The 6,332-nt window shown below is 42.5% G+C and carries 6 protein-coding genes; 2 read left to right on the forward strand and 4 right to left on the reverse strand.

The features are described from left to right. Positions 1-375: 375 nt before the first annotated feature. From F6K37_RS29735 to F6K37_RS29745, 3 genes are all read right to left on the reverse strand, one after another. Complete coding sequence (locus F6K37_RS29735; protein ID WP_008185195.1) at positions 376-1,299, reverse strand: hypothetical protein; 924 nt, start codon at positions 1,297-1,299, stop codon at positions 376-378. 373 nt (positions 1,300-1,672) lie between these two features. Further along, entirely contained in the window at positions 1,673-2,422 is a 750-nt protein-coding gene (locus F6K37_RS29740) for a hypothetical protein (protein WP_287254077.1), read from the reverse strand. Between the two features lie 80 nt (positions 2,423-2,502). Then, on the reverse strand, positions 2,503-2,853 hold the full coding sequence (locus tag F6K37_RS29745) for a hypothetical protein (protein WP_008185193.1): 351 nt from the start codon (positions 2,851-2,853) through the stop codon (positions 2,503-2,505). A gap of 254 nt (positions 2,854-3,107) precedes the next feature. Between F6K37_RS29745 and F6K37_RS29750 the strand changes: the two genes are divergently transcribed. Further along, on the forward strand, positions 3,108-4,862 hold the full coding sequence (locus tag F6K37_RS29750; protein ID WP_008185192.1) for an AAA-like domain-containing protein: 1,755 nt from the start codon (positions 3,108-3,110) through the stop codon (positions 4,860-4,862). Positions 4,863-5,152: 290 nt separating this feature from the next. Here F6K37_RS29750 and F6K37_RS29755 read toward each other — a convergent pair whose 3' ends face one another. Then, positions 5,153-5,305, reverse strand: coding sequence for a plasmid mobilization protein (locus tag F6K37_RS29755; RefSeq protein ID WP_008185190.1), 153 nt, complete (start codon positions 5,303-5,305; stop codon positions 5,153-5,155). Between the two features lie 55 nt (positions 5,306-5,360). On the opposite strand from F6K37_RS29755, the gene F6K37_RS29760 reads away from it, so the two are divergent. Beyond that, positions 5,361-6,332, forward strand: a 972-nt coding sequence (locus F6K37_RS29760; RefSeq protein ID WP_287254079.1) for a transposase, incomplete at its 3' end; no start/stop codon positions are given.

Raw genomic sequence — 6,332 nt, forward strand, 5'->3', positions numbered from 1 at the left:
ACATCTACGTCTCTATTATGCCAGCTCCTAAACCTCCAACTCTACATTTGGAATTTAATTCGCGAGATATAATCGCGAATTAAATTCTCCCCCTCTCCTTGTATTTTCCAAAATGGGATGCTCCCAAATTCCATACATTCGTGCCTAGCTCAAATTGAGGATTTTTAGATTTCATGTCTGAATTCCTTGTGATTATTACTGTGGTGGAGGTAGATGCATCCTTTTCACAGTCACTTATCCTGTGGATGGATAATCAGTACAATCACGTTGTAACGATGCCAGAATGTTACCGTTCGCTCGCTTGAGATAAAGACCCTATGCCCCAGCCTTCCGGTTAGTTGCCAGTAGTTTCGGCATCCGACCTGTGAGCGCCCTTTAGTTGTCTAGCATCAGCACTGCAAAGCGTTTGTTGCCATTGACGGTGTAAGGCTCAACATCAAAAATTCTCGCCCCATTTTGTTGCCACAGTTGATTAACTTGCGCTGCGGTTTTACCGTAGTACCACCACCAGCGTTGACCTTGAGAGCGTTCCATGACGACAGTAAAAGTATTGTTGCCACGTCTTTCGATATCGATTAATCTGGCTTTGTTTTCTTTGAGTTTCGAGCTAATAAAGTTGGCTGATTTGTTGGAATAAACCCACCACGCCTTGTGGTCTGCACCTGTATTTTTAATCATTACAGCACTAAACCGGCGCTGACCACCGACAACATAGGTATCGAGGTCAACAATGCGTGCTTTATTATCCCTGGCTTTTGCCATGATGTCATTAAAGGAAAGGTCAGTATAGTACCACCAAGCTTTAGCTTCAGAACCTGTATTGGAGACGAGAACGACTGCATAGCGTTTTTTGCCATTGACCCGATAAACTTGCAAGTCGATAATCCGAGCCCGATTTTGCGAGAGTTTTTCTTTGAGCGTCTGAGAAGTTATACCGTAGTACCACCACCATTTCTTAGCATATGCACCTTGGTTTTTTACCATTGCGGCGCTAAAGCGATAGGGAGAGGTAGATTCTACTTCCAGGTCAATAATTCGATAACCTTCCTTAAGCTTGGCTTTGATTTGGTTAACAGACACACCTTGCAACCACCAAAACTGAGTAGGAGTAGTGTCTGATGTTTCCGTCAGAGCAATCTGTGTATTGGCAGTGGTTTCTAGTTGATTAGCTTCTGAGGAAAGAGGCTGCAATTGACGAGTAGATTCGGGGAAAACTGGACTCGATGCATTAGCATTTAAACTCAAGAGTGGTAAAGTGAATCCGAGTGTTAGGAAGAATGCGATCGCATTTCGTTTCATAATCTTTGTTCACCTGAATGCATAGATGTAATGTGGAGTGAATGTCCAACTAGCCAATTTGCTCTCTTTTGCGTGCTAGTTGGGGTTAATGGTAGATGCACTCTAGATTTGAGTTGACGAAAATCGAGTCATTAAGTTCCCACTAAAATTCTCAGTTAGAAGAAACAAAACCAAGCTGTCTGGGGTAGCAAATCTTGTATTTGTATGCTGAGGGGGTGACATGAGCCCCAAAAAGCTTACTCTATAAGGCTTTGATGCCAATGGGCTCATGGAAGATACAGTCGGAAATTAACCCTCAATTCATTTCCTGGAAGCCCAAACCCTTATAACTACGTCCAAAGTCAGCCCAAAACAGAATGTATATTTTTGTTAATTATCGGCTGAAATTACTACCCAGTAAGGATTTCAGCTTGCATGTCACCCCCCCAGATTTGTATGTACAAGCCGAACAAGAATTAACAGGTGATTTCTCACATTGCACGCGCACAGAAACAATGCCTTCAAAGTCTCCTGTTAACTTTCGGAATTGAGGAAGAGCTGGTGCAGCAGATACATTAAAGACTTGAAATATCCCCACTGGGCCTTCAAGTTCGACCCTGAGATCGTGGTTGCCAGTAGCTTCTATTTCTAGGCTAATATTGCGACGAATTCCTGATTGCCAAATTAAGTCGGGTACCCAAAGGCAATCAGTAGAGCTATCCGGTTGGCGAGATACTTCATTTTCTACGCAAGCGGTTGGTAAAAACCAGACAAGGGTTGGAAAAGGTTGAGTTAGTTCTTCTGCGTAAAAGAAGAGAGAGTCAAGAATTAAAACAGCAGTTTCTGCTTGGTTATCTGTAGGAGAAGGGATTAATTCAATGCTTGTTACCTGCTCAAATTCTTCAACAAAAGGCGCTCCAGCACGAACTTTCCTTGTCAGGGGTTCAGTACAGTTTTTGGTGACAATTTTTACTTCAAAGTTGCTGTTACCTCGATTAGTAAAGTTTGCGAGAACTCTTTGAGGACGACGAGAGCGGAAAATGTTTCTGCTCCCTTCTTTACAAAGCATCTGCACTGTTTCCTGCATCCAGGATATTTCAGGATATGACTGTTGTTTCATACATTCAGAAGATTGATAAACCATTTAGATTTCCTATTGATTTAGGTTGTAAATGTGGTAATGAGTTTTTGGTGATTCAGTGTAGGCAATGTCTAGACTACCTGCTACACATCACGCTGCCACCACAGGACCACATCAGCAAAGGTCATACGACCCTGGGTAACCACAAATTTGATCCGATTGTTGCCATTTTTGAGTAAATTGGCACTAATCACTTCGTGGATGCTGTTTAAGCCAGAATTCCCTAAAGTAAAACTGACCTGATTAGAATTATTGACAGAAATATTGAAGCTAACTCGCTCGCTAGTGGGATAAACCATGAAGGCAAGAATGGATCTTGAACCTAAATGGGCATCACTGGGAAGAGAAAATGAAAAATCTTGATCGATATCTCCGCCAACTTGCAAAGTGAACTTGCTGTCTCGTATAATGCTATAGTCTGAAATTCTAGCCATGATTTTTACCTCTGATTAATTAGTACATTGCTCAAGCCCAAAGCTGAAATAAGCTTGATATCAATCATTATCTTGGTAAATCTAGGAAGCAACCATGGGAATAAAATCAGGTAATTCCAAGGATAGTTGAGCGATAAAAATAGGATTAAATCAGGTCAAACAAAATTAAAATAGGAAAAAGTCAGGTGGATTGCTCTGGGCTGGCAAATTTATGCGATGATAACTATATCCCGCAGTAGATGTGCTGTGCTACCATGACTGACAATTCAAACTCTGATTACGAATATCATATTGGTGGTAGTCTTCCGGCTGATGCACCAAGTTATGTGACGCGACAAGCCGACTGGGAACTTTATCACAACTTAAAAGCCGGACAACTTTGCTATGTTCTCAATTCCCGACAAATGGGTAAATCTAGCCTGCGCGTGCGGGTGATGCAAAAGCTACAAGCAGAAGGGATCGTTTGTGCTTTTGTTGATTTGACCGGGATTGGCAAAGAGGGTATTACTCCCGAAAAATGGTATGCCGGAATTATCTATTCTATTGTTAGTAGCCACCCGCTCAAAGAAAAATTTAATTGGCTTTCTTGGTGGCGGGAACGCAGAGATTTACTTTCGCCCATACAGCGCTTGCATTCGTTTATTGAGGATATTTTTTTAACAGAAACACAAGAAAATATTGTTGTTTTTGTTGATGAAATTGACCGCGTTTTAAGTCTAAATTTATCGTTAGATGACTTTTTTGCCTTAATCCGCTTCTTTTACAATCGGCGAGTAGATAATCCTGCCTATCGTCGTCTGACTTTTGCCCTTTTGGGAGTGGCAACCCCAAGCGATTTGATTAAAGATAAAACCCAAACTACTTTTAATATTGGTCAGGCCATAGAACTACAAGGATTTAAACTACAGGAATCCCAACCCTTAGCTAAAGGTTTAGCAGGAAAAGTAGACAAGCCGCAAGGGATTTTAGCAGACATCCTCGCTTGGACAGGAGGACAGCCATTTCTGACGCAAAAACTATGTCAGCTTGTAGTTCGAGAAGCAGACAAAGATAGCATTGTGAGTTCCCAATCTCTTGAGGAGATAGTACGCAAGCAGATCATTGAGAATTGGGAAGCACAAGACGAACCCGAACATTTGCCGACAATCCGCGATCGCATCTTCCGTAATCCTCAAGGTGTTGCTAGGCTCCTCGGCATCTATCAACAGATTCTACTGCAAGGAGAAATCATTGCTGACTCTTCTGTTGAACAAACAGAGTTGCGTTTAGCAGGATTAGTGGTACAACAGCAGGGTAAATTAAGGGTCTATAACCGAATTTACCAGCAAGTTTTCAATCAGCAATGGGTAGAGAAGCAATTAGAAAAGCTGCGTCCTTACTCGGAAAATTTCACGGCTTGGGTTGCTTCCCATTATCAAGATGAATCCCGTCTATTGCACGGTCAAGCATTGCAAGATGCCTTGCAATGGGCGAGTGATAAAAGTTTAAGTCCCATTGATTATCGTTTTTTAGGGGCGAGTCAGGATTTTGAGAAGCGAAAAGTTGAAATTAATCTAGTTATTCAACAAGGAGAAAGTCGGCTCTTAGCCCAGGCCAATCAAACTTTAACCAAAGCGCAACAGCAAGCTAAAGCCGAATTAACCAAAGCGAAACAAACAGCCAAGATGATCGTTGGTATTGGTTCTGGCATTCTGGCAATTTTGTTGTTAGTTGCCACCGTCGTCGGATTGCAAGTTAGACAAGCCAAACGGGAGCTTGCAGAATTAAAGCTATCACTGCTTAGTGTCAACTCCCAAAAAGCGTTGGACTCCAGTCCCTTTGAGTCTCTGTGGAAAGCCCTGCAAGCAGGACAAAAACTACGAGGCATGGAAAAGTGGCAGCCAGTGGAACCAGAGACACGTAAGCAGGTAATTGATACCCTCCGTCAGGCAATTTACCTTACTACCAAAATATCCGGGAACGTGAGAGCCTCCCTGTTTCAAGGGCAGGGTAAGCGCAAGAATCAATAAGCTGTAGCTTATTGAGAAAAAACTGGGTTCATTCTCAACTATTAAACTCTATTGAGAATCAAGTTCTACGAGATTATAGGGGTTTCGAGCCACGATCAACCGATATCCAGCCAATGCACATTATGGGCAATTTTTTCTTGCGCTTACCCTGGTTTCAAGGGGAGGATGAAACGGTTAGAAGTTACCGTAAGATAATGGAGCCTTTATGGTTGATTGGTTATGCAAAAAAGGTTAAAACTTATTGATTAAGGCTCCATTATCTAAGGTTTCGTCTCCGGACGCGACGGGTTTTAACCCGCCGTGTCCCTCTGCTTAGGTTCAGGAAATCTGGCTATTAGGCTTCTGATCAGCTCAGATGGAGTCATACCACGCCGTTCTGCTTCCTGCTTTAACTGCATTTTTTCAAATTTGGTAATTCGGATCATCAATCTTTCGTCTTTCATTTGTGAGTTACCATTTGCGCGTACATTTGTTACGATTATAGTGGGAGGTGATAAGATGTACAAGACGATTCCAGTAAAAGCAAACTTCACGGACGAAGAGCGAGCCTTTTGGGTTTTTCAATGCCAGCAAGCTAATAGCTTATTAAATTGTGCTATCTATTACACCAAACAGAAACACTACAGTTGGTTAGAGCAAAAAGAAGAAGCTTTTACAACCTATTGGCGAGGGGATGATCTTAGATATGGGTGGAAGACCTATAAATGCAGCATTAAGCATGCCGAACTCTGCAAGAATTTAAAGGAAAATCATCATTACAGGGCGATGGCGGCTCAATCAGCTCAGCAAACCCTCAAGACTGTAGCCGAATCAATCAATAGTTATAATCACTTAGTTGGCCATTATTACAAAGGGAATGTTGATCGACCAAAGCTACTAAGATACAGAAAGAAAGGCGGATTGGCAGCTGTGACTTTTCCCAGGCAAGCTCTCAATTACAAGTCAGGTTTGTTTTACCCATCCATCAGCAAAGAGACAAAGCCTGAGTTGATCACTGAAATAGCCCTAGAACCGCCAGATTTCATAGATCCAGACTGGGTAAAAGAGGTTACTGTTCGCCCATATTTAGGAGAATTGTGGATTGATTGGGTTATTGACGACGGAAAGCAACCAGTCTCTGACAACCCCAATCTTGACTACTCCCAGGCTTGGAGTTTCGATCACGGCGGGGATAATTGGCTAACAGGTGTTTCGACTCACGGTAAAAGCCTAATTATCGACGGTCGTAAGCTAAAGTCACTGAATCAGGCATACTGCCGGTTAGTAGCCAAATACAAAGCAGGTAAGTCTGATTTTTACTGGGACGCTAACTTGGATCGGGTTCAGCGAAAGAGAAATAACCAGATGAGAGATGGGATCAACAAGGCTGCTAGGTTCATCATCAATAGGTGCCTAAATGATCGAATCGGAAACTTGATCGTTGGTTGGAACGAGAGGCAGAAAGACCGTTCTAACATGGGCAAACGGGGT

The organism is Moorena sp. SIO4E2, assembly GCF_010671945.1.
GTDB lineage: Bacteria > Cyanobacteriota > Cyanobacteriia > Cyanobacteriales > Coleofasciculaceae > Moorena > Moorena producens.

Bases quoted from the DNA above. Each gene is read 5' to 3' on its own strand.
- F6K37_RS29735 (WP_008185195.1), bottom strand. From the start codon at position 1,299: ATGAAACGAAATGCGATCGCATTCTTCCTAACACTCGGATTCACTTTA.
- F6K37_RS29740 (WP_287254077.1), bottom strand. From the start codon at position 2,422: ATGGTTTATCAATCTTCTGAATGTATGAAACAACAGTCATATCCTGAA.
- F6K37_RS29745 (WP_008185193.1), bottom strand. From the start codon at position 2,853: ATGGCTAGAATTTCAGACTATAGCATTATACGAGACAGCAAGTTCACT.
- F6K37_RS29750 (WP_008185192.1), top strand. From the start codon at position 3,108: ATGACTGACAATTCAAACTCTGATTACGAATATCATATTGGTGGTAGT.
- F6K37_RS29755 (WP_008185190.1), bottom strand. From the start codon at position 5,305: ATGAAAGACGAAAGATTGATGATCCGAATTACCAAATTTGAAAAAATG.